Source organism: Frankia torreyi (assembly GCF_000948395.1).
Classification (GTDB): domain Bacteria; phylum Actinomycetota; class Actinomycetes; order Frankiales; family Frankiaceae; genus Frankia; species Frankia torreyi.
This window is the reverse complement of record NZ_JYFN01000067.1, coordinates 1-21,314: the sequence shown is the minus strand read 5'-3', so window position 1 is coordinate 21,314 and position 21,314 is coordinate 1. Positions and strand designations below refer to the sequence as shown.

Here is a 21,314-nt window from a genome sequence, read left to right as displayed (position 1 = left end):
GTCGGCGGAGGCGGTGCATGGCTGTTTCCGAGCCTGGCCTGAACCGGCCTGAGCTTCACCATCCCCGATGACAATTGCGTGGTGCCGAACCACCATGACCGCGCCGCCATCGAGCAGATCGTCGATCTGCTCGTCGGCCGGCTCGCCGCCCGCCTGCGCACCGAACAGGGCATCGATCTCACCCTCGGCCCACGCGCCCGCGCCCGCCTCCTCGTCGAACTCACCACCGACCAACACCTCGACGACCACAGCATCGGCTCCGCACTCGAGGACATACTGATCGCCCCGCTCGATCAGGCCCTGAGCACACACGACCCGACCCGGTCGGGCACCCTGACAGTCACCGACGTCGCCCGCGAGTACGGCACCTGGACGGTGTCCCTCAGAGGCTGAGGCGAGGGCGAGGGGGTGTGGTGGTTCCGGACCGGTGGTTGGACTGGTCGGGTTCGCCTCGGTACGACCTGGAGAGTCCCCGCCGGCTGGCACGGGATGTACGAAACCGTGCTGCGGGAGGCGTCCAGGACGGCGGATCTGTCCCGCTGACTGGATGGGCGCACGCTGGTCCGGCTTTGGCCTGACCTGGTCCTGCCGCCGCAGGTCCGTAGCCGGTGGGAGACCCGGTTTCCCGAGCTGACCACCGGGCGCTCGTCCGCGGCCTGACCAGCGGATTTCCCGGCCGCCGTCGATGCGATGATCGTGGCGTGCCGAGCGGACGGCCTCAAGGTCGAGACGGAGTTTCGGAACGAGCTGATCGCGCGGCTTCAGGTGTCAATGACATCAGGTGACCGACCCGAGTCAGCCCGACGATGTCCACCGGGTGGAACTGGTCGCCAACTGGCGGCTCCAGCCACCGGTCCAGATGGAGGTCGGTCCGGTGCTGCACCCGGATGACGTCATGGCCGGCAAGGTCGACGCGTTGTGCAACCGCGCCGCCGCCCGCGACTTCCTCGACCTCGACGCCGCGATCAGCGGCGGTCTGGCGGCGAAGCTTGCCGGTCGCCTCGCGCGTCGGCGGTAGGCTCGGCGTGGTGACGAAAGCGCCAGGCTTGCGGCGCGGTCGGGCGGGAGCGACGGTCGAACCAGGGTGGGGGCATGCGAGGTAAGCGGCTCGCGATAGCCGGCGGGCTCTGGCTGGCCGCCTACGAGCGGGTGGTCAAGCCGTGGCAGCAGCGGTGGGGCGCCACGGACGACGAGGTCGACGCCTCGCTTGTGGGTGACTCTCTCGTCGCCCAACCAGCGACCCAGGTGACCCGCGCGATCACGATCGATGCGCCGCCGGCGCGGGTATGGCCGTGGATCGTGCAGCTCGGCGCGGACCGAGGCGGCTTCTACAGCTACGACTGGCTCGAGAACCTGGTCGGTCTGCGGATCCACAGCGCGGACTCGATCGTCGACGCGTGGCAGGAGCTCAACGTCGGCGACGTGGTCTACGCAAGCCGCAACCGCTCCGGGGGCTGGTACGTCCAAGAGCTACGTCCCGACGAAGTACTGGTCCTTAAGCTCGCCAATCTGCCGGCCGGACGCCCCATACGACGCGACGAGAAGCTTAGGTGGGAATTCCTCTGGTCGTTCACGCTGCGGCCGATCGACCCGAACACCACACGGCTGTTTGTCCGCGAACGCGTCGCTTTCGACAGCGTCATCACCCGAACGGTGATGGCGCCCATCGGGCTGGTCAGCTTCGTCATGACCCGCCGCATGATGCTCGGCATCAAGACCCGCGCCGAACGACCGCCGCTGCTGCCACCAGCAGCGTGAGCCCTGTCAACGATCGTCCACACTCGACCGGCTCGCCGCGATGGGAGCAGGCGGCGGATGGCGCCCGCACGACGTGACCCGGGGCTCCTTCACGCTCGCTGGCACGAGCCCATGTTTGCCTACTACAGGCCACGCCCAAGCCTAGTAATGATCTTGTCGAGGTTCTGGAGTTCGCCTGAGGCGCCGGAGCCGTAGGTCGTCGCCAACGCACGGCGGAGGTCTTTGAAAGCGGCCAAAGCGGCCGCGGACTGGCCGGTGGCGGCGAGCATGAAGGCGGCGGTGCGGCGCGCTTCCAGGAGGCGAAGGTGTTCTTCCTTCGCGGCGTCGGCGTTGTCCAGGTAGGCGCGGAGGCGGTCGAGGGCCTTCTCGGGGTCGCCGATGCGGGCGTAGGCGAGGCCGGCGTAGTAGGAACAGTCGAGCACCCACGGGTCGCTGAATTTGAGGTGGTAGCGCAGGCATTCGGCGCGGACGGCGTCGTTGAGGGCGGCCGCCCGGGTGAACCTGTCGGCCAGGTAGAGCGTCTCGGCCAAGAAGCGGCGCAGTTCGAGGCCGCGGGCGGGATCCTGCGCGCCGGCCGCGACGGCCGCCTCGAGCAGGTCGATGGCCTCCGCCGGCCTGTCCGCGTCGACGAGCTCCGCGACCTCGGCCAGCAGCTCGTCGACCGCCGTGTCGGACAGTTGCGCGGCGGCGGACAGTCCCGGGCGGGCCAGCTGGATGGCCAGCGGTCCTGCTCCAGGCAGAGTGCTGGCCGCAGATTCGCCTACGACGGCTATGCCGGGGCGTGGTGCCGGGACGCTACCGGCCGCCGCGATGGTCTGGCGCGGTATGACGAGCAGCGGGTTGCGGAACGGCTGCGTCGGATCGAGCGCGTCGCTGGAGGGCGTCGCGGGCGGGGCCGCGGCCCACGGGGCGAGGGCGTGGTAGGCATCCACTGCCGTGGGACGGGTCCGGAAATCCTTGGCGAGCATCGCGTTGACGAGCTCGGCCAGCTCGGTGGGCACGTCCGGCCGTAGCGAGGTGACCAGCGGCGGGTCGGCTTTGACGTGCAACTCGCGCAGCGACACACCGCTGCCGGTCACGTAGAAGACCCGGTCGCCGGTGAGGAGGCCGAACAGCAGGCAGCCGAGGGAGTAGATGTCGGACCCGGGCGTGATCACGCTGCCGAGGTGCTGCTCGGGCGACATGTAGTCCGGGGTGCCGATGGTGTGATCGACCTGGGTGAGCCGGGGCGGGGCATCGGCGCCGCGCAGGATCGCGATGCCGAAGTCGAGGACCTTCACGAGCCCGCCGGGCATGACAATGAGGTTGTCCGGCTTGATGTCGCGGTGGACAACGTCGACTGCGTGGACGCGGTCCAGGACGGCGGCGACCTGGGCGCCGATACCCGCAGCGCGAGCGATGCCCAGCGGCGCGGTGTCGTAGTCGGTGTCCTCGATGAGCTGCTGCACGGTCGATCCGCGCAGCAGCTGCATGACGAGCCACACCCGGCGGCTGCCGTCGGGGAACGTGTGGACGCCCGTGTCGAACACCGCGGGAATGCCCGGATGGTCGAGGCTGGCGGTGGTGCGGATCTCCCGGAGGAACCGCTTCTCGTTGATCGCCTGCTGTTCCTCGAACGCGATCCGTTCCGCGCTGCCCGGCTGGCCGGGCGGGTTGCCTGGCGGCCGGAGCAGCTTGATGGCGACCGGGCGGTCGAGGCGCTCGTCGTAGCCGTAGAACACCTCGGACATGCCGCCGCTGCCGAGCAGCCCGTCGATCCGATACCGGCCGACAAGCCGGATCCGGTCGTCCAATGAGTCGCTGGTGGTGGTCGTGAAAGGGTCAGTCACGCATTCCCCCGTGCTGCGTTCTCCCGATGCGGTTCGGGGTGCGAGTATCTCAGGTGGTCTCGCGGAGCATTTCGGCGCGGAGGCGGGCCAGGGCCTCGTCGCGGGCCGGGTCGGTGATGATCCGGTAGGCACGCTTGCGGGCGGCCTCCTTGACGGCCTGTTGGAAGTCCTGGTTGTCGAAGTAGAGCTTCATGAAGTCCTCGTTCTTCGCGGCGTTCTCCGCGACGATGTCGTCGAGCCGGCCGTCGGCGACCTGGCCGAAGCGCGCTTCGTCGTTCATCAGCGCGACCTGCTGCATCCGGGAGTCCTCGACCAGGCTGGCGACCTGCTGGAACAGCAGGATCTGGTCGGAGGTCCCCAGGTTCAGGCCGAAGCGCTCGTTCAGGTCGTTGATGACGTCCGCGAGCCGGACCACCTCCGGCTCGACGTAGCCGCCGCCGTCGGCCGCGTGGCCGCGGACGACCTGGTCGCCGGACGGCGAGAGCGACACGTCGTGGCAGCCGGTGAACTCGAGACGGTAGTGCGACAGATCGGCGTCGCCGATGTCGACGGCCGTCGCGGCCCTGCCAGGCAGGCGGAGCAGCAGGATCCGGCCGTACTGGTAGAGCCGTTCGAGCGTTGCGTCGCCCCAGTCGATGACCTGCGCGAGCAGGCTGTAGGCCCGGCAGTACTTCTCCAGCGCATCGCGGAACTCCTCCCGCTCCGCGACGGTCGGCAGCGCCTTGAACCGGTCGATCGCGGGGTCCAGTAGGCGATGCAGCTCGGCGTGCAGCTTCTTCTCAGCGGCATTGGGCATCCGGTCCGGGCCGGCCGACCCGAGCACCCGCATGAACGCCTCCATCTCGGAGACGTCCAGGACTTGGAAGTCCATCACCTCCCGCTGCTTGCGGTAGAGCAGGTTCGCGTCGGGCTGCTCGGTGAGCGTGATCTCGTACCACGGCTTGAACGACGCCTGGATGTTCTCGGCCGTGTTCACGAAGTCGACGATCCGGACGTCGTCCTGGGACTTCAACGGGTGGATCCGGTTCAGCCGGGAGAGGGTCTGGACGGCGGCGACGCCGGTCAGCGGCTTGTCGACGTACATCGCGCACAGCAACGGCTGGTCGAAGCCGGTCTGGTACTTGTCCGCGACAACGAGGATCCGGTACTCCTCCTGGTTGCGCGCCGCCGCGTCGGTGTCGTCGGCCTTCGCGTAGGCGAACCGCTCCGGAAGCCGGCCCTCCGGGAAGCCGTTGATCTTCGACTCGGTGAACTCGTGGCCACTGTCCTCGTCGGTCAGCGAACCGGAGAACGCGACCAGCGGGCGGCAGTCCGCGAGACCCTTGTCGTCGACGTACCGGCGGATCGCCTGGTACACGTTGAACGCCTGCTGCCGGCTGTCGGTGACGACCATCGCCTTCGCCCGTCCGCCGAGCCGGCCGGCGATGTTCGTGTGGAAATCCTCGACGATCAGCTTCGCCTTCTGCGCCGCCGACTCCGGATGCGCCTCGACGAGCTGGACGAGCTTGCGCCGCGCCTTCTTCTTGTCGACCTCCGGGTTGGAGATCTCCGAGTTCTGTTGCTCGACGGCATCGCTGGACAGGCGCCACATCGCGTCGTAGGTCAGGTAGTTCGCGAGGACGTCGAGGATGTAGCCCTCCTCGATCGCCTGCTGCATCGAGTACACGTGGAACGGGGCGAGCAGCGGCTGGCCGTCCTTGTCCAGGCGGTCCGGGTCGGGGGTGCCGAAGAGCTTCAGCGTCGCCGACGTCGGAGTGGCGGTGAAGGCGAAGTACGACAGGTTCGGCTGCTTGCCCCGGATCCGGGTCAGGTAGGTCGCCTCGTCCTCGTCGGGCTCCCGTTCCGACTTCGAGCCGATCGCCTGCTTGAGCTTCGTGGCCTGCTCACCGGTCTGTGACGTGTGCGCCTCGTCGATGATCACCGCATAGCGCTTCGAGCCCAGGCCCTTGCCCGCGACCTTGTCGAGGATGAACGGGTACTTCTCCAGCGTCGAGATGATGATCTGCGACGTCGAGTCCGCGAGCGCGGCCGCGAGCTGAGTCGAGTCCTCGTCGATCTTCTTGACGACCCCTGGAGTGTGGTCGAACTGGTAGATCGTGTCCTGGAGCTGCCGGTCGAGCACGACCCGGTCGGTGATGACGACGACCTTGTCGAACACCTTCCGGTTGTGCGCGTCGAACAGGGTCGACAGACGGTGCCCGAGCCAGGCGATCGTGTTCGACTTGCCCGAGCCGGCCGAATGCTGCACCAGGTAGTTCTGGCCGGCGCCGTGCTCCCGGGCGTGGCGGACCATCGTCTGGACGGCGTGCCACTGGTGGTAGCGAGGGAAGATCCGGCCCTGCTCGTGGACGCTCTTCTTCGAGCCCTTCTTCTGGTCCTTCGCGTCGACGTGCACGAACCGCTGCAGCATCTCCAGCCAGTTGTGCCGACTCCAGACCTCCTCCCACAGGTAGGCGACCCGGTAGGAGCCCTCCCTGGCCTCCGGATTGCCGGCGGCCCCCGACTCCCCCGGGCCGTTGGTGCCCAGGTTGAACGGCAGGAACCGGGTGTCGGGGCCCGTCAGCCGGGTCGCGACGAACGCCTTGTCCGGGTCGACGGCGAAGTGCACCAGGGCGCGCTTCGCGAAGAACAGCTCCTTCGGATCCCGCCTCCGGTACTGCGCGACCGCGTTCTCGGCCGTCTGCCCGGTCATCCCGTTCTTCAGCTCGATGGACGCCACCGGCAGTCCGTTCACGAACAGCGCCAGGTCGACGGACTCGTTCGGCTTCTTCGCGCTGAACCGAAGCTGCCGGGCGACGGTCAGAACGTTGGCGTCGTACTCCTTGAGCGCGTCGGCAGCGAGCGTGTGCCCAGGCCGGAAGTAGGCCAACTCGATCTGCACGCCGCGGTCCCGCACCCCCTGCCGCAGGACGTCCAGCACCCCCCGCTCGTCGAGCTGCGCCGCCNCCCGCTGGCAGAACTGCCCATGCGCGAGCTCCTTGCCACCGTAAAGCTCGACGAGCCGATCCCAGCTCTTCTGCTGCGTAGCCCCGATGAACCGAACCAGCTCAGCGGTATCCAACCCAAGCCCGGCATCAAACCCAAACGTGGGCTGCCCCGCCTCCCACCCATGGCCAAGCAGTTCCTGCTCAACCCGATTCTCAAAGGCATGCTCCGTGTGCGCCCCGGGCGTCATGCGGTTTCCCCCAGCCCACGCGCGGTCCCAACATCGATCTGCCCAGTCACGGCAGCCGTGATCAGTGCCTGGCGGCGCTCCGTAAGAGCGGCAATTTGATTGAAGAGCCCCAAGTCCAACTCGACCACCGCCTTGAGTCGGCTATCGATATGCTTGACAAGTTCACGTTGCGTCGGCAGGTCTGGTAGCGGCACACGGAAGTCACGGATCTTGCTGCTACTGGTTGATGCGAGGTTCGTTGTCTTGTTCCCAGTGCTTTCGAAGTACCGTCGCGCTCGCGATGTTCGCGTGAGCAACGCCAGATACTCGGGCTCTATTGCACGAAGGTCTGGCCGAACGGCGAAGACGTGATTCTGATGTAGACACTCCGGAATCTCTCCGTGCCAAACGGTTCCGCGACCGAGTTTGTCGAGGTCGCCACCCTCGGTCATCAGAACGTCCCCGATCCGCAGGCGCGAGGTCGCCGCGGTCGTGCGCGGCACCGTGATCTCGGCAACCTCGCGAAGATCGACATGATCAGCCTGCACATTAGCGACCCGCAAGTACGGCAGCGTGACGGCGTCGCCGTCGTTCTGGCGTCCGCTGTCAACCGTCACGCCGCTCTGAACGAAGGCCAAGTACCCAAGGCGGACAGTCGGGATGAAGCCTAGACGGTCGATAGACTCATCGATCAAGCTCAGAGTCAACTCATCAAGCAGTTCCCGCTGTCGAAGCCGCTGTGAGACGAGTCGGTCGATGCGGGCGGTCTCGGCGTCGAGGAAGTCGGCGATGCGGCGCTGCTCGTCGAGCGGCGGAACGGAGACAGCGATGTTGGCATATCGCTCAGCGTTGAAATTTTGGATCGTGCTCGTAACCGCATCAGCCCCGATGGCTGCCTGGAAACCACTCGACGCGGCAACGTAGGCCATAAATCGCGGGTCGGTTTCTAGACGAGGGCGAAACCGAACCAGGTACCCCGCATAGGTGCTTGACTCCTCCAGCTCACCGAGAAGCATGCCACGACCGATAGTTCCACTACGGGACAGCAAGAGGTCGCCAGGCCTGATCTCGTGCCGTGGTTCCAACGGGAGATCGATGTAAACAGCACCATTCTTGGAACGAAGGCGACCGTTCTCATCGATATCCGAAGTGCGGATTAGACGATGACCCGAATCGGCGTAGTCTTGCGCAGATACGTTTAGCCCGTACTGCCCGGAGTCGACACACAGATACTTGAGCCTTGAGATCTTCCAAGTCATGCTGTCACCTCGCCGAGGAGCTTCTGGATCTGGGCTTCCAGGTCCTTGAGTTCGGCGTCGATCTCGGCGAGGGGCCTTGGGGGTGTGTAGACGTAGAAGTGGCGGGTGAAGGGGATCTCGTAGCCGGTCTTGGTCTTGTCCTCGTCGATCCAGGCGTCGGGGACATGGGGGGTGACCTCGCGGGCGAAGTAGGTGTGGATGTCCTCGTCCAGGGGGACGTTCTCGAAGTCGCGCAGGTCCGGGTCCGGGATCGGCTTGCCCTTGTGGAGCTGGACCTCGCCCGCCGGGTCCGAGACGGCGACGGCGTTCCAGAAGGCTTTCAGGTGCGCCGCGGTGCCGGGCAGGCTCGCTCCCCCGGCCATGGCGGCGGTCAGCAGCTCGGCCGTGGCCTCGTCCTTGGTCCACCAGACCGAGCCGATCGCGCCGCGCAGGGCCTCGACCAGCTTCTCCCGGCCGTCCCACTTCGCGAGCGCCTTCGCCTCAGTCAGGGCGAGCAGCGTGTCCTCGGTGATCTCGAAGCGCTGCTTGAGTGGCCGCTCGACGGTGATGCGGTGGTAGCCGAAGTCCCGCGTCCCGAAGATCTTCACCTTGCCGTGATCCGGGTGCGCCGGATCGCCGGCAACCTCCAGCGCCCGTTCATACAGCTTTGTAATGTGGTCGATCTGCTTGTCGCTGATGAGCTTGCGCTTGTCGCCGAGGGACTTGCGCATCTTCACCCACTGGTCGCGGGCGTCGAGCAGGATTACCTTTCCGGCAAGCTTGGCTGGCTTGCGATTGGAGAGGATCCAGAAGTAGGTGGAGATCCCGGTGTTATAGAAGAGCTGGTCGGGCAGGGCGACGATGCCTTCGAGCCAGTCGTTCTCCAGGATCCAGCGCCGGATGTTCGACTCGCCGGATTCCGCGGCACCGGTGAACAGCGGCGAGCCGTTGAAGACGATCGCGAGCCGGGCCCCCTTGACCTTGCCCTCGACCCGCTCCATCTTCGAGATCATGTTCTGCAGGAAGAGGAACGATCCGTCGTTGATTCGCGGCAGGCCGGCGCCGAAGCGGCCCGCGTAGCCGAGCTCGGCCTCCCGGTCGACCTCGTCCTTGACCTTCTTCCACTCCACCCCGAACGGCGGGTTGGCGAGCATGTAGTCGAACCGGCGCCCGGCGAATCGGTCCTCGCTGAACGAGTTGCCGAGCTTGATCTCGCTTTGCTGGCCGCGCAGCAGCATCTCCGCCTGGCAGATCGCCCACGACTCGGGGTTGAGCTCCTGGCCGTAGAGGAAGATCTGCGTGTCGGGGTTGAGCGACTTCAGGTGGTCCTCGGCGGTGGTCAGCATGCCGCCGGTCCCGCAGGCGGGGTCATAGATGTTGATCACCTGCCCAGGCCCGGCGACGATGTCCTCGTCGGGGGCCACCAGCAGGTTGACCATGAGCTTGATAACTTCACGAGGCGTGAAGTGCTCACCGGCGGTCTCGTTCGAGTCCTCCGCGAACTTGCGGATCAGGTGCTCGAACACGTAGCCCATGTCGTGGGGCTCAAGCTGGTCGAGATCGTGCATCGTCGCGAACTTCCCGACCACGAGGTAGAGCAGCTTCGCGCTGGCCAGCCGGCCGATCGTCTCGTCGAACCGGAAGCGCTCCAGCACCTCGCGGACATTCGGCGAGAAGCCGTTGACGTAGTCCCGCAGGTTCTTCGCGACCACCGACTGGTTCGTCGAGTCGGAGGCGATCGTGGCGAAGTCCTGCCGGGAGACGTTGTAGAACGGCCGGCCGGCCGCGATCTCCAGCAGCCGCTGCTTGTTCGTGATGGTCAGCGACGCGTCCCTGTCCCGCACCTCCTGCCGGGTGTCGGCTATGACCGCGTCGAGCCGCCGCATCAGCGTGAACGGGAGGATCACGCCGCCGTACTCGTGGCGCCGGTAGTCGCCGCGCAGCAGGTCGGCCACCGACCAGATGTCGGCGGCCATTTTCGAGTGGCTGGGCCCCGGGGAAGTCACAGGTTCTCCTCGTGCGTCGGCGTCGTCGGTGCAAGCCGGTCGGGGGTCAGGGTCCCGGCCGTCAGCCCGTGTACGGTCTGGTCGATCACGGTGGTGCTGAGCCTGGCGAGCGTCGTCAGCGCCTCGCGCAGGTCGGACAGTCGCCGGAATTCGGCGCCGTAATGGCGCTGTTCGGCGATCGAGAGGCGTGGGATCCGGCAGCGCCGCAGATCCTCGCGGCCGAGCACACCGATTGTCCGCGGGATCGGCACGGCCTCGACCTCGGGCCGCAGGAACGTCGCCACGAAGTCGGGATCGAGGCGGGCCGGGTCCGGTTCGATAACGTGGGTCGTCATCGAATCGGTCTGTTCCTCGCCGGTCGCCGCGATGACGCCCGGAGTCCGCGGCCAGACGAGGACGTCGCCGGCGCGCGGCGTCGTGCCCCGTGGCCTGATTGTCAGCGCGCCCACGCGTTCGAGCTCTGCGAGCGTCACGTAGGCGAAGTCGTCTCGTGCGCGGGCCGCTGCGTACCGCGGCAAGCCGGCGCCGAGCCGGGCGTAGACCGCTTCGAGCCGCCCGGTGACCCGCGCGATGTCATCGGCACCGGCCTCCGCCTCGGTGGTCACGTACCGGGAGGGCAGGACATTGGCCTCGCCGTCCTGGAGCAGCCGGGCCCGGGTCACCGCGCGAGCCGGTACCGGGCCGGGCCGCGCCCGCCCCGCGCCGCCCGACATCGCCAGGCCGAACAGCTGCCGCCACTCACCGAACTGTTGCGGTGCCGCCGCCCTGTCGGCAGAGGAAAAGTCGACCAGGACGACCGGTTCGTCCTCTTCCTCGCCGCGCGGGCGGCGCAGCACCCAGAGACATGCCTCGCCGGTCACGGTGCTCATCTCGGCCGGTAGCGCGATCACCGCGCGCAACGCGCCCTTGCCGATCATCAGCTTCCGGATCGCCTGCCCGGACGGCGAGACACAGGCACGCGGCGAGACGACGACGACGGCGGTGCCACGCGGGCGCAGGTGGGCGTAGCAGTGCTGCACCCAGGCCAGCTCGCCGTCGCGGGGCTCCGGACGGCCGAACTCCCAGCGACGGTCGGTCGCCAGCTCCTCCGCGGGCCAGCCCGGCCGGTCGAACGGCGGCTCGCACACCACCGCCGCCGCCTTGCCGAGCAGCTCGGTGAACCGGTTGCCGCGCAGCGAGTCGCCGAGGCGGACGTCATACGGGCCGGCGAGCGGATGGCCGCGCAGGTCGAGGGTGGCGCTGCGCGTCAGCCCCTCGTCGATCTCCTGGCCGCACAAGCGAACCCGGTCCTCGAACCGGTCCGCGGCCGCCAGCAGAAGGGTGCCGTCACCGCAGGCCGGGTCGAAGACAACCGGCAGATCGTCAGCGATGGCGAAGTGATCGTCGCCGCCGCCGCCGGCGCTGGCGGCGGTCGTCGGCGGCAGCAGCGAGACGAGGACTCGGGCCAGCCGCTGCTCGGCCTCGACGTTCCGCCTGGCCCACTCGACGGACGCGTCGCGGATCGTCCAGCCGCCGGTGGGGCCGTCGAGAGCCTGCGTTCCGGTCTCCGTTCGACCTGCCTTCGCGAGCTGCTCCGCGCGGCCGGACCGTTCCAGCCAGTCCGCGACGGCGGCCCAGCGAAACGTCGGGTTGGTGTCGCCGCCTCCCACGGGCCGCGGGAAGTCGTCGTAGCGGCGGCGCCAGTTCGACACGGCGGCGCGGCCGACGCCGATCCGCCGCGCGATGGCGGCGGCCGTCAGCTCTTCCTGCCCGTCGATCTCCACACCCCGGACCATACAGGCTTGATCGCGCCCCAGGCAAGCCTTGTGAACGCTTTGAGCTTGCGTACACAAGATGACTGTTCACACTTGACGAGCGGTCCGGCCTGACCCTAAGCTCCTGACCTGTCGCGGATCAGTCGCGATGCGCACAGGCCAGGCCCCGGCGCCGTCGCCCTCCGGACGCGGAGGCGACCCACCGCTCGACCCTTGGCCGGCTCCACCTTCGGCGCCGCCGCCGTTCCTCGCGGGGCGCTTCTTCATTCAGTGTCCGACACACCCCTCACCGTCCCGCAGGCGGCCTCGCCATGCCCGGCGCGCCCGCGTGTTCACAGCGCGTTTTCCAGCCACCGCCGGCTGGGCCGAGGGCCAGGTTCCCCCTGCGCCGGTCCCGTCCGGTCGACGGCGCAAGACGGGTTGCCGCCCGTGAGGTCCCCGGTGTTTCAGGGGGCTCCGGGGGCCTCGCGGGCAGCAACCCTCGACCGCCGGCAGGAAAGCCAGCAACCGCACACCCGCCGCACCTGAACGAGCTGACACCGCGAACACCCACCAGGACTCTTGGGGGAAACAATGGCCGAGACCGATCTGCCCGAGCCGCGCGTTCCGCGCGGCGAGAGTTCCACCTCCGCGCTGGCCGCAGCGGAGCCGGGCACGCCAGCGCCGGAGCCCGCGCCGGACCCGCAGCCGACGGTCATGGCGACGCCGATCGCCGAGCTGGCAGCGGCGCGGCTGGCCGCGGCGGCACTACCCGAGTCGGCGAAGGCCGCACTGCGGGAGGCGTTCGGCGCGGTGGAAACACCGGCCGCCAGCGCGCTGGGCCGGATCTATCTGGAATCGATCGCCGTCACCGGCTATCGCGGCATCGGCGCTCCGACCCGGCTGTCGCTGTCCGCCAGCCCGGGCGTGACGCTGGTGGTCGGGCGCAACGGTTCCGGGAAGACGAGCCTGGCCGAGGGCGCCGAGACGGCCTTCCTCGGCACGAACACCCGCTGGGAACGGCAGGACGACGCCCGCCGTGGCGCCTGGCGCAACCGGCACGAGCTCACCCGCCGGCCCCGGATCGACGTGGCGCTCGCGGTCGGCGGCGGCCGGGCGACGCTGACCCGCACCTGGCCCGGCGACGATTTCACGAACTCCGACGGCGTGTTCCAGCGCCGTGGCCACCCGGCCGTGCCCGCCGCACAGGCCGGCTGGGCGCGGGCCGCGACCGAGTACCGTCCCTTCCTCTCCTATGCCGACCTGGGTCAGCTGATCGACGACAAGGCGGTCCGGCAGTACGACGTCGTCGACAAGATCCTCGGTCTCGGCTACCTGACCGCCGTCGACAGCCTGCTCAAGGCCGAGCAGAGCCAGCACACCGCGGCGGCCAAGAGCATCGACACCGGGCGGGACACGCTCACCACCGCGCTCAACGAACTACTCCGCGATCTACCTGAGGAAACCCGCGCCCGCGACGCGCTTGCCGCTGTGGGCACGAAGAAGAACGGTCCCGACCTCGCAGCGCTCGACCGGATCCTGGCGAACCTGCCCTCGACCGAGGGCGGTGACCTCGCCGAGCTGCGCCGGCTCGCCGACCTTCAGGGCCCCGACCTCGACCTGGTCGACCAGGCGGTGCAGCGGCTGCGCGGCGCCCTCGCCGCCGCCGCGGCCATCACAGGCACGAACGCCGAGGACGCCTCGCTGCGCGCCGAGCTGCTCTCCCGGGCGCTACGGCACCGCGACCGGCACTCCGGCGTCGAGACGTGCCCGGTCTGCGGCACCGAGCAGGTCCTCGACGACGCCTGGGCGCAGCGGGCGGCCGCGCAGGTCACCGCGCTGCGCGACGAGGGCCAGGCGGTCGCGGTCGCGGACGCTGAGCTGCGGCAGGCCGAGACCGGGCTGAAGGCGCTCATCGTCTCGCCGCCCGCGGTCCCGCCCGCACTCGCTGCGGTGCGGCAGGCGTGGGAGGCGTGCCGATCGCGCATGGACCTGGCCGCGCTGGCCGACGAGGCCCTCGGCACGGCGCGGACACTGGCCGAGGCGTGTGCCAGTGCCCGCAAGCAGGCCCGGGTCCTGCTGGCGGAACGCGACGATCGGTGGCGTCCCCTCTTCGCCAGCCTGCAGCTCTGGACCGAGCAGGCCCGCGCCGTGGACACGGCCAAGGCACGCAGGAGCGACCTGCGGAAGGCCCGCAAGTGGCTCGACACGCTCATCATTGACCTGCGCCGGGAACGGCTTGCCACCTTCGAGGCCCAGGCGCAGGAAATCTGGGAGGCGCTGCGGCACGAAAGCAGCGTCAGCCTCAAGAAGGTCGGCTTGGACGGCAAGGAGACCTCGACGCTGCGCCGACTGATCCTCGACGTCTCCGTCGACGACGCCGACGCCTCGGCGCTCGCCGTGATGAGCCAGGGCGAGCTGCACGCGCTCGCGCTGGCACTGTTCCTGCCGAGGGCCCGCACCGCCGACAGCCCGTTCGGCTTCCTTCTCATCGACGACCCGGTGCAGTCCATGGACCCCGCCAAGGTCAACGGACTCGCCCAGGTGCTCTCCGATCTGGGTCGGCAGCGGCAGATCGTCGTCTTCACCCACGACACCCGCCTCCAGCGGGCGTTCAGCAGCCAGGGCCTCTCCGTCACGATCCGCAAGGTCGAGCGCGGGGCGGCGTCGAAGGTTGAGATCGAGAACGCGCTCGACCCGGTCAAGCAGGCGCTCAAGGAGGCCCGCGGCCTCGCGCAGGCCAGCAAGAAGCTTCCGGCGGCAGTGCGGACCCACGTCCTGCCCGGTCTCTGCCGGATCGCCCTGGAGAACGCCTTCACCGAGGCCGCCTGGATCCGCCACCACCAGGCCGGCGGGGCCGAACCCGTCTTCGACGCCGCCCTCTCCGACGCGGAGAAGCTCACGAAGGTCGCCGCCCTCGCCTTCTTCGGCGACACCGAGAAGTCTGGGGACGTCTACGACCAGCTGCGGGACCGATGTGGTGGCTGGGCGGTCGGCGTCGTCAAGGACTGCCAGAAGGGCTCCCACCCCGACGGCGCCCAGATCGACGACCCGCTCCGCTTCGTCGACCTCGTCAAGAACATCGCCGACACGGTCCGCGGGCCGAGCCTCGTCGCCGGCTGATCCGCTCGTCCTGCTCGTCCTGCTCGTCCTGCTCGTCCTGCTCGTCCTGCTCGTCCTGCTCGTCCACAGTCTGTCCCCGTCTCGCCGCCGACCGGGAGAAACGAGTGAGCACGTCACCTGCCGGCACCGCCGACGCCACGATCACCGAACTACTCGAGACCGCCGACGCGCTGCTCGCCGGCCGCCTCCAGACAACGCTCGCCGCCCGCCACCGCGGCGCCGCGCTCGTCCTGCGCACCGCCCTGGAGCTCGCCATCAACGCGGCGCTCGCCGCCGCCGAGCCGGGCCTGGCCACCCCGAACATGACCGCCAAGCTCCACTGCCTGCACCACTACAGCACCCCCGCCACCGCCGGACGGGCCCGCCGGACCTGGTCCCACCTCTGCCTCGCCTGCCACTACCACCAGTACGAAATCGGCCCCACCAGGTCACAGGTCCAGGCCTGGCACGCCGAGGTCTCCACGCTGGCCACATTGCTCGGCCGTCACCACGCGGTCGCCGGGTGAGCGCACAGGTACTGGCCAGACCACCGACGCGCTGGCGGACCGCGGCGGCCTGTGCCCGCGCGTCGAGTTGCCGGTCGGTCGGCCGCGAGAAACTCGTAGAACTACTACCCGCTCAGCGCCCGTTTCGTGGGGCGACTTCGCTGAACGGCATCGCGCGGAAGCCCGAGTCGTCTCCCTGGTGGAAGAACAGGTGCCCGGTGAGCACGCCGTCCTCGCCCAGGGCGGCCCAGCCGCGCCCGCTGACCTCATCGCCCTCGTCGACGCCGTCCCAGCTGAACTCGACAAAGGGCCGGCCGTCGCGCTCGGTGAAACGGCAGTCCAGCCAGCCGCGGACGGCGATGAACCCGAACTGGCCGCTCCCGTCCTTGGCGAACTCGATGAACCCGGGTTCGACGAGGTCGATGGCCTCCTGATCCCACAGGTCCATCTCCACGATCCGCCACCGCCCGATCAGGCTCGCCATCCGATCCTCCGCGCTCGCCATGGTCGGGTTAAGATCGACTCTCGAAGATCTACTGGTGGGCCGCGAGCGCCAGCATAGACAATGCCCGGGATCAGCGTTGAGCCACGTCCACCGGACGGGGCGACATCGCCACGGTCGCCTGGACCAGACCTGCCTGCGGGCAGCGCGTCAGCGGTGGGTGGGCCGCTGGTCGGCCCACTCGGCGGCGGTGAAGAACGCCCCCGGCGGCGGGCGGAAGCCGAGGGTGTGGGCCAGCGGGGTGGCGATCACCGTCTCGTCGCGGAATGGGCTGAGGGCAGGGGCGTCACCGCTCAGCGCAGGCCGGTGGCGGCACACGCCTCGGGCAGCGTCGACCAGCCGGTGCCGAGCATCAGCCAGCCGTCGTGGCCGGCGAGACGGTTGGTCGGATCGTGGACCTTGACCTGCCAGCTCCCGGCGCTGGTCTCCCGGGCGTAGGCGGTTTTGCCACGGTACGTTCCGTAGTAGCTGCCGAGCTCCGCTAGCGGTTCGGGCCGCACTGAGGTGGGCACGTGTTCGGACGGCATGGGTGGCTCCCGCGGGGCGGTCACCGGGATGCCCGGCGGTGAGCAGTCATGCTCGCGGGGTGCGGCGTGGGCGGCAGTCCCCGACCCGGGTCGGCTGGTTCTCAGCATCCTCAGGCTACGCCCCCTCCTCCACCCGAGACGTTGATGGCCTTCGCGCTCGGTGACGAAGGTGCCTCGTCCGGCGCCGCGTGCGGGTGACTTCCTGGTCTACGGTTCGAGGCGCGGCGAGGTGATTCGGCGCTGACCGGTGAGGGGCTGCTGCTGTGGACGACGATCTTGCGGCGAGCCTGGCGGGACTGTCGGGGCTGTTGGCGGGGCTCCGGCCGGTGCGCGAAACGCTGATCAATATCGCGGAGTTCGCGGTACAGGCGATTCCGGGGGCGGAGGGTGCCGGCCTCACGATGCTGGAGGACAACCGGGCCCAGACGGTGGTGGCCAGTGCCGAATTCGTGCAGGCGGTGGACAACGTGCAGTACCGGCTGGGCGAGGGACCGTGCCTGCTGGCGGTCCAGTCGGGGCGCACGCAGTGGTCGGGGTCGCTGGGTGGGGAGACACGCTGGCCACGGTTCGGCCCGCGGGTCGGGCGGATGGGAGTGCACAGCGTGCTCTCACTGCCGTTGCTGCTGCCTGCTCGGGTGGTGGGAGCGATGAACGTCTACGCCCATGCCAAGGACGCGTTCGGGCCCAAGGCGATCCGGATCGGTGAGCTCTTCGCCCAGCCGGCGGCGGTATCGGTACACAACACCCAGGTCCTGGCGCAGTCGCAGCGACTGGCCGCCCAGTTGCAGGAGGCGTTGACCAGCCGTGCTGTCATCGACCAGGCGCTGGGGGTCATCATGAGCCGCACGGGGAGCGACCCCGAGGAAGCGTTCGAGCGGCTGCGGGCGATGAGCCAGTCCCAGCACCTCAAGGTTGCGCAGTTGTCTCGGATGCTGGTGGACGAGGCGGTGCGCCGCGCCCGCGCCCGGAAGGCCCCCGGGGTGCAGGACAACACCGCGCCCTGATCCCCGGAGACGCTGGACGTCGGCCGGTTCGGAACGGGATCGCCGCGATCGGCACCAGCCAGTGAACACGGCACGGACGTGTCCGTGGCGGCGTTACGGTCGGCAAGTGACGGTGCCTGTCTTCTACGCACGGCCCCACCCCGGGGACAGCACGCTCGGTGTTGATCCCGCGCTCGCGAGCTGGGACAGGGCGGGGTCGCCCGGCCAGGCACGGTCGGCCGCCTTCATCGACGGTGTGTACGCGGCCGTCGCCGAGAACGTCCGCGCGACCTCCGGCCCGCTCGCCTTACGACTCGATGTCGGGCTGGCCGACACCGTGCCGCTGTACGCGCTGAACGATCTCGACAACTACCTGTTCCCGCTCGTGCCGAAGCTGACGGAACGGACGGGCCGGGCCTTCGCCTCCGTGTGGGCGACCAAGCGTCACGCGGCGACGTCGTCAGTAGGAGTTGGTGCGGCGGTCCCCGTCGACGACCCGTGCGGGACGTACACGTTCGAGGTGACCACGACGGCGTCGGCCGACACAACCGCTTTCAAGGAGCAGGTACGCGACCAGATCACCGCCGCCAGCCCGTTGTCGGGCCGCGGTGTCGCGCTCCAGCTCGCGTTTGTCGTCGGTCCTCGCCGCGCCTGGCCCAACCTGTGGAAGGCGACGATCGACGCGCTCGGCTCGATCCTCGGCCGCGACGACGGCGCCCGCGAATGGAACGCCCGCGACGGCCGCATCATCGACCTCGGGCTGCACTGCGCCGTCGATCCAGCCGCGGGCGACGGGGTCACGATCGCGATCCGCGCGTCAGCGATCGGCGAAGAGGTGACTGCGTGACGGAGATCCTGCCCGAGGTGCCAGCCGGCGATACCGCCGCGGTCGACTGGACGGCCGGCAAGTCGGGCTGGCCGGCCGAGCCGGGTGCCGAGCGGCCACCCGGCTCGGCCTGGTCACTGCGCGAAGTTCAGGTCACTGCGCGAGGTTGATGAGGTCGAACGGTTGGTCCTGCCAGTGCTCCGGGGTGGCGGTCGCGACCGCGGCGCCGTCGATGCGCTCCGGCGTCGGCGTGGCCGCGTAGCGGGTGTGGGCGGTGGCCCAGTTCTCCTCGCGGGCGACGGCGAGGGCGGCGGGCAGGTCGAGATCCAGCACGATCACCGCCGCCAGGGAGGCGATGTGCTCGGCCACGCCCCGACGGGCCCGGTCCGCTTCGACCAGTGCGCACGCCGGGGCGTACAGGTACAGATCATCCCCGCGGTCGGCCCGGGCGACCAGACGCGAGGCGGCGACGTTGCCGCCGCCGAGGGCGAGCATCGCCGTCTGGTCGAGCACGACGTGTGCCGGCGCGCTCACCGGCGGACTCGGTCGAGCATCGGATCGAGCTTGGCATCGATCTCCGCGATCTCCGCCTCCGTCGGGTTGTAGCCGTTCCAGGCACGCAGGATGTCCCGCGTGCGCATGGACCGCTCGGCGCGCTCGCCCGGGGTCATCGCGGAGTCGGAGAGGCGGGTGAGGTAGGTCCGCAGGGACATTCCCTCCGCAGAGGCGATGCGGGCGAGCCGGTCACGTACCTCGATGGGAACCCGGATGTCGGCGTCGGTCAGGGCCATGTGTCCTCCGGTCATGTCTGCAGACGGACAGTGCTCGGTCAGCGTACGCCGCGTCGGAGCCATCTGGATCATCTTTGAAGCAAATGCTGTCCGCCGCCTGCAGACCACCAAGAGCAACAGGGAGACCACCGCTGCCGCCAGATCACCGCTGCCGCCAGACCGGCGCGGTCGCGCTATCCGCGTGGGTCGGCGGTCACCTCCTCGCGGGTGTGCAGGGAGGCGAGGTCGGCGGCGGCCCGGCCGGAGGCCCATCCCTCGCCGTCGGTCGCGCTCACCGCGCGGGAGATGATCTCCGGGAACATCGTCTCGGTCGCCTCCCGGACGGAGTCCGTGCGGGCGGCGAGCACGGGCAGCAGGCGGCCGTCACCCGTCTCGGCCGCGGCCTGCTCGCTCGCCTGCTCGGTCGCGGCCATCAGGCGTTCGCCGATGCGGACCGCGAACGAGGCGAGGAACGACTGGCGGAACGACCGGGTGCGGGATCGTCCCGCGCGGTCCTGGCGGGACCCGGCCCTCATCATCGCCGCGGTCGCCTGGACCAGCAGCGACGTGTAGAGCAGCTCCACGGCGTCGAGGTCGGGCTGGAAACCGACCACCGTCGCGAACCCGAGCTCCTTGGCCCACACCGAACGGCACCGGTTCGCGCCGGCGACCACGTCGAGCAGGCTGGCCTTGGCCGCCTCGTAGGGATTGTCGATGCCGACCCGGCAGCCGGCCGGCTGCTCGCGGGACCCCTCCCCCGCCGCGAGCAGCGCCTCGTCGATGCTGTGCCGGGCCATGAACTCCTGCGCCTTGGCGGTGAGCGCCTCGGCCTCCTCGGCGAACTCGGTCGACTCGGCCTTCGCCAGCAGCGCGCGGACCTTGTCGAGCATGCGCGGGTTGGCACTCGGGTCGGCGCTCGGGTCGGACGTCGATCCGGCCGGCTGGCCACCCTCGGCTCGCCGAGCGTTCCCGTTCCCTTGGCCGTTCCCGAGGCCGTGGGGGGCGCGTCGCGCGGTGCCAGGTAGGGGGCAGAGAAGTTCGATCCTGGGCAGGGAGTGCAGTTCGGCGAGCAGATCGAGCATGTCGACGAGCACCTGCGCCCGGTCCCGCCCCTCCCGGTCGCCCCAGGCGTCCAGCCACGCGTCGTCGTGATCCCACCACACGGTGGCGTCGAGCACCTGAAGCTGCGCCTTCCACCGCTCGTCGACAGTCGCGGCCGCGTACTGACGCATCTGCAGAGCGATGGCGTCGACGACGAGCCGCGCGGGCCGCTGGCCAGCCCGACGGGTCACGATCCGGTGCAGGTCCACCGGCTGCCAGCCGCCCTGCCAGAGCCCCCCGACGGCGCGGTCGACCCAGCCGGTCAGGGATCGGTTGACGGCCCGGCGTCCGATCGGCCCGCCCGGCGCGGCGACCAGCGCCCCCAGGCACTCCGCCACCACCGCGTCATCCTGGTCGCTCCTGGCGTTCAGCGTCGTCGCGACCAGCATGTCGATCGCCTCCGCGAGCGACTCCCGCTGGCTGCGTTCCTGCTGGAAGAACGCCCCCGGGCCAGAGCCGGCCGCCTGAGCGCGGCCGCGGCTCGCGCGGGCCTTCTGCTTGGCCTTACGTCGTTCACGGTTGCGACTGCCCACCATCACCTCGCATGCTCTGGCGCCCTGGACCAGCCTGCCGGTCGCAGTCCGGACCCGCCTGCCGGCTCCGCACGATTCAACCCTTGCACGCCGGCCGGAAGCAGGTCAGCGGCGGGATACCTGTGCACGCATGTGGTCTCGACACCGGTCCCGTCGAGGCCGCCACAAACTCGACGTTGCCGTCCGTCCCAGGACCGCCGCGAACCTGCCTCAAGGCCCTCCAGATCCCCGGTTCGAGGCCTTCCAGATCCCTGACTCAGGGCCCTCCAGATCCAGCGGTCGAGGAGCTCCAAATCCGTAGGTCCACCAGGCTTGCGGCCATGGGCACCAGGCTGCACGGACTGGTGCCGCGACGACTGGCACCGATCGTCGCGAGCAGGATGGCGGCGCGGCGGGGTGGGCCGGTCAGTGGTGGGCCGGTCAGTGGTGGAGCGCCGCCTCGTAGGCGTCCAGACCCTCGTCGCCAAGGAGGTCGGCGTAGCCGTCCGGCGCGTCCACGCACGAGGTGTAACGGGCGGACCCGACCAGCTCGGCGAGGCGCCGACCGAGTTCGACCGGGTCGGGCTGCAGCTCGTCGCACAGCCGCAGATGCAGCTCCGCAAGAGGCTCACCGATCTCCTCCGGCTCGATGTCCTGGACCTCTCGGGCATCTTGAGGTGGTCCCCGTTCTTCGGACAGTGATCCCTATGTGGGATAATTGATCCGTGAGCGGAGGAGATCAATGAGTCAGTCGCGGAGGCGGTACA

Annotated in this window: 19 protein-coding genes; 9 read left to right on the top strand and 10 right to left on the bottom strand. The window is 69.5% G+C overall.

What is annotated here, in order from left to right:
- Nucleotides 1-81: 81 nt before the first annotated feature.
- The 3 genes from FF36_RS26770 to FF36_RS26760 all read left to right on the top strand — a co-directional run bounded on the left by FF36_RS26770 (nt 82) and on the right by FF36_RS26760 (nt 1,758).
- Complete coding sequence (locus FF36_RS26770; protein WP_128423396.1) at nt 82-393, top strand: hypothetical protein; 312 nt, start codon at nt 82-84, stop codon at nt 391-393.
- Nucleotides 394-781: 388 nt separating this feature from the next.
- On the top strand, nt 782-1,018 hold the full coding sequence (locus tag FF36_RS31815) for a nucleotidyl transferase AbiEii/AbiGii toxin family protein (RefSeq protein ID WP_052681465.1): 237 nt from the start codon (nt 782-784) through the stop codon (nt 1,016-1,018).
- 74 nt (nt 1,019-1,092) lie between these two features.
- A complete protein-coding gene (locus tag FF36_RS26760; protein ID WP_044887964.1) occupies nt 1,093-1,758 on the top strand; it encodes a hypothetical protein in 666 nt (221 codons plus the stop codon).
- Nucleotides 1,759-1,880: 122 nt separating this feature from the next.
- Here the strand turns inward: FF36_RS26760 and FF36_RS26755 are convergent, their stop codons facing one another.
- From FF36_RS26755 to FF36_RS26735, 5 genes are all read right to left on the bottom strand, one after another.
- Nucleotides 1,881-3,587, bottom strand: a complete 1,707-nt coding sequence (locus FF36_RS26755) for a protein kinase domain-containing protein (RefSeq protein WP_052681464.1) — start codon at nt 3,585-3,587, stop codon at nt 1,881-1,883.
- A 49-nt stretch (nt 3,588-3,636) separates the two neighbouring features.
- A complete protein-coding gene (locus tag FF36_RS41190) occupies nt 3,637-6,468 on the bottom strand; it encodes a type I restriction endonuclease subunit R (protein WP_422615119.1) in 2,832 nt (943 codons plus the stop codon).
- A gap of 290 nt (nt 6,469-6,758) precedes the next feature.
- A complete protein-coding gene (locus FF36_RS26745) occupies nt 6,759-8,000 on the bottom strand; it encodes a restriction endonuclease subunit S (RefSeq protein WP_082122254.1) in 1,242 nt (413 codons plus the stop codon).
- A complete protein-coding gene (locus tag FF36_RS26740; protein ID WP_199865510.1) occupies nt 7,997-9,985 on the bottom strand; it encodes a type I restriction-modification system subunit M in 1,989 nt (662 codons plus the stop codon). The genes FF36_RS26745 and FF36_RS26740 overlap by 4 nt, the downstream gene beginning before the upstream one ends.
- Nucleotides 9,982-11,748, bottom strand: coding sequence for an HsdM family class I SAM-dependent methyltransferase (locus FF36_RS26735; RefSeq protein WP_052681461.1), 1,767 nt, complete (start codon nt 11,746-11,748; stop codon nt 9,982-9,984). Before FF36_RS26735 ends, FF36_RS26740 begins: the two co-directional genes overlap by 4 nt.
- Nucleotides 11,749-12,312: 564 nt before the next feature.
- Between FF36_RS26735 and FF36_RS26730 the strand changes: the two genes are divergently transcribed.
- Nucleotides 12,313-14,841, top strand: a complete 2,529-nt coding sequence (locus FF36_RS26730; protein ID WP_110431515.1) for an AAA family ATPase — start codon at nt 12,313-12,315, stop codon at nt 14,839-14,841.
- A gap of 104 nt (nt 14,842-14,945) precedes the next feature.
- Nucleotides 14,946-15,347, top strand: coding sequence for a hypothetical protein (locus tag FF36_RS26725; protein WP_044887960.1), 402 nt, complete (start codon nt 14,946-14,948; stop codon nt 15,345-15,347).
- 112 nt (nt 15,348-15,459) lie between these two features.
- Here FF36_RS26725 and FF36_RS26720 read toward each other — a convergent pair whose 3' ends face one another.
- Together FF36_RS26720 and FF36_RS26715 are read right to left on the bottom strand one after the other, a co-directional pair.
- Nucleotides 15,460-15,810 carry a hypothetical protein gene (locus tag FF36_RS26720; protein ID WP_044887959.1) on the bottom strand — a complete coding sequence of 117 codons (351 nt, stop codon included), beginning with the start codon at nt 15,808-15,810 and terminating at the stop codon, nt 15,460-15,462.
- Between the two features lie 311 nt (nt 15,811-16,121).
- A complete protein-coding gene (locus FF36_RS26715) occupies nt 16,122-16,355 on the bottom strand; it encodes a hypothetical protein (RefSeq protein WP_044887958.1) in 234 nt (77 codons plus the stop codon).
- A gap of 263 nt (nt 16,356-16,618) precedes the next feature.
- On the opposite strand from FF36_RS26715, the gene FF36_RS26710 reads away from it, so the two are divergent.
- The 3 genes from FF36_RS26710 to FF36_RS36495 all read left to right on the top strand — a co-directional run bounded on the left by FF36_RS26710 (nt 16,619) and on the right by FF36_RS36495 (nt 18,334).
- Nucleotides 16,619-17,359 carry a GAF and ANTAR domain-containing protein gene (locus FF36_RS26710; protein ID WP_044887957.1) on the top strand — a complete coding sequence of 247 codons (741 nt, stop codon included), beginning with the start codon at nt 16,619-16,621 and terminating at the stop codon, nt 17,357-17,359.
- 106 nt (nt 17,360-17,465) lie between these two features.
- Nucleotides 17,466-18,185, top strand: coding sequence for a hypothetical protein (locus FF36_RS26705; RefSeq protein ID WP_044887956.1), 720 nt, complete (start codon nt 17,466-17,468; stop codon nt 18,183-18,185).
- Entirely contained in the window at nt 18,182-18,334 is a 153-nt protein-coding gene (locus FF36_RS36495; RefSeq protein ID WP_157866996.1) for a hypothetical protein, read from the top strand. Before FF36_RS26705 ends, FF36_RS36495 begins: the two co-directional genes overlap by 4 nt.
- On the opposite strand, the gene FF36_RS26700 is transcribed toward FF36_RS36495, so the two are convergent.
- The 3 genes from FF36_RS26700 to FF36_RS26690 all read right to left on the bottom strand — a co-directional run bounded on the left by FF36_RS26700 (nt 18,318) and on the right by FF36_RS26690 (nt 20,571).
- Nucleotides 18,318-18,698 carry a PIN domain-containing protein gene (locus tag FF36_RS26700; RefSeq protein WP_173667348.1) on the bottom strand — a complete coding sequence of 127 codons (381 nt, stop codon included), beginning with the start codon at nt 18,696-18,698 and terminating at the stop codon, nt 18,318-18,320. The two genes, FF36_RS36495 and FF36_RS26700, sit on opposite strands and share 17 nt — an antisense overlap.
- A complete protein-coding gene (locus tag FF36_RS26695) occupies nt 18,695-18,955 on the bottom strand; it encodes a hypothetical protein (protein WP_044887955.1) in 261 nt (86 codons plus the stop codon). Before FF36_RS26695 ends, FF36_RS26700 begins: the two co-directional genes overlap by 4 nt.
- Before the next feature lie 173 nt (nt 18,956-19,128).
- Complete coding sequence (locus FF36_RS26690; protein WP_242419706.1) at nt 19,129-20,571, bottom strand: DUF2786 domain-containing protein; 1,443 nt, start codon at nt 20,569-20,571, stop codon at nt 19,129-19,131.
- A 420-nt stretch (nt 20,572-20,991) separates the two neighbouring features.
- Between FF36_RS26690 and FF36_RS26685 the strand changes: the two genes are divergently transcribed.
- A complete protein-coding gene (locus tag FF36_RS26685; protein ID WP_044887954.1) occupies nt 20,992-21,249 on the top strand; it encodes a hypothetical protein in 258 nt (85 codons plus the stop codon).
- Nucleotides 21,250-21,314 lie beyond the last annotated feature (65 nt).

Coding starts and splice junctions, on each gene's coding strand:
- FF36_RS26720 (WP_044887959.1), bottom strand. CDS start 15,810: ATGGCGAGCCTGATCGGGCGGTGGCGGATCGTGGAGATGGACCTGTGG.
- FF36_RS26745 (WP_082122254.1), bottom strand. CDS start 8,000: ATGACTTGGAAGATCTCAAGGCTCAAGTATCTGTGTGTCGACTCCGGG.
- FF36_RS26760 (WP_044887964.1), top strand. CDS start 1,093: ATGCGAGGTAAGCGGCTCGCGATAGCCGGCGGGCTCTGGCTGGCCGCC.
- FF36_RS26715 (WP_044887958.1), bottom strand. CDS start 16,355: ATGCCGTCCGAACACGTGCCCACCTCAGTGCGGCCCGAACCGCTAGCG.
- FF36_RS26690 (WP_242419706.1), bottom strand. CDS start 20,571: ATGGTGGGCAGTCGCAACCGTGAACGACGTAAGGCCAAGCAGAAGGCC.
- FF36_RS26730 (WP_110431515.1), top strand. CDS start 12,313: ATGGCCGAGACCGATCTGCCCGAGCCGCGCGTTCCGCGCGGCGAGAGT.
- FF36_RS26695 (WP_044887955.1), bottom strand. CDS start 18,955: ATGGCCCTGACCGACGCCGACATCCGGGTTCCCATCGAGGTACGTGAC.